The organism is Pseudomonas sp. SDO5522_S412 (assembly GCF_054071215.1).
Genome location: NZ_JBSVWQ010000442.1, coordinates 1 through 1129, shown reverse-complemented (window position 1 = coordinate 1129; position 1129 = coordinate 1). Strand labels below are relative to the sequence as shown.

Below are 1129 nucleotides of genomic sequence, written 5' to 3'. Positions count from 1 at the left end.
TCAGTGATGCATGTGCTGACTGACACGCCGCCTTCGCGAGCAAGCCCGCTCCCACATTTGTTTTGTGTTTCTTCAAGGAGAATTCTTTGTCCTCTCCCATTCCCGTCACCGTCCTCAGCGGCTTCCTCGGCGCTGGCAAGACCACCTTGTTGCGTCACCTGCTCAAGGCCGAGCACGGCTTGAAAATCGCCGTGATCGAAAATGAATTCAGCGACGCCGGTATCGACACCCAATTGCTGGGCAGCGAGCCGGTGCAAGTCATGACCCTGTCCAATGGCTGCGTGTGCTGCACCATCCACACTGACCTGACCAAGGCCCTGTACCTGTTGCTGGAGCGCCTGGACAGCGGCGAGATCGCGTTCGACCGCCTGGTGATCGAGTGCACCGGCCTGGCCGACCCGGCCCCCGTGGCCCAGACCTTTTTCATCGATGAAGAACTGCGCGAGCGCTACATCCTCGACGGCATCATCACCCTGGTGGACGCGGCCCACGCCGAGCACCACCTGACCCAGACCATCGCCCAGGCGCAGATCGGGTTTGCCGACCGCCTGCTGGTGAGCAAGCGCGACCTGGTGGACGATGCCACCTTCGACGCCCTCAGCGAGCGCCTGACTCGTATCAACCGCCGGGCGCCGATTCGTGTGGTGGAACACGGCAAGATCGACCTCGCCGAACTGCTGGATGTGCGCGGCTTCAACCTCAACGCCGGCATGAGCCTGCGCCCGGTGAGCCAGGCGCCGTCCATCGACCGTATTTCCAGCCTGGTGCTGCGCACTGACCAGCCGCTGGATATCGACAAACTCAGCGAGTTCATGAACGAGCTGCTGGAAGACCACGGCAAGCAATTGCTGCGCTACAAAGGCGTGCTGAACATTGCCGGGGAAGACCGGCGCATGGTGTTCCAGGGCGTGCTGAAGCTCTACGGGTTCGATTGGGACACCGAATGGGCCGAAGGCGAAGCGCGGGAAAGTGTGATTGTGTTTATTGCTGACGAGTTGCCGGAAGAGAAGATTCGCGAAGGCTTTGCGCGGGTTTACCAATCCTGACTTGAAACGCAGTCAAAATGTGGGAGCGGGCTTGCTCGCGAAAGCGGTGTATCAGTCAGCCCATGCATCAACTGACACAGCGC

Annotated in this window: 1 protein-coding gene; it reads left to right on the top strand. The window is 60.7% G+C overall.

Annotated elements, in window-relative coordinates; genetic code table 11:
- Positions 1-86 precede the first annotated feature (86 nt).
- Positions 87-1046 (top strand): GTPase, encoded by a 960-nt coding sequence (gene yjiA, locus ACW9I6_RS32365; RefSeq protein WP_003215828.1) that lies wholly within the window; start codon positions 87-89, stop codon positions 1044-1046.
- Positions 1047-1129 lie beyond the last annotated feature (83 nt).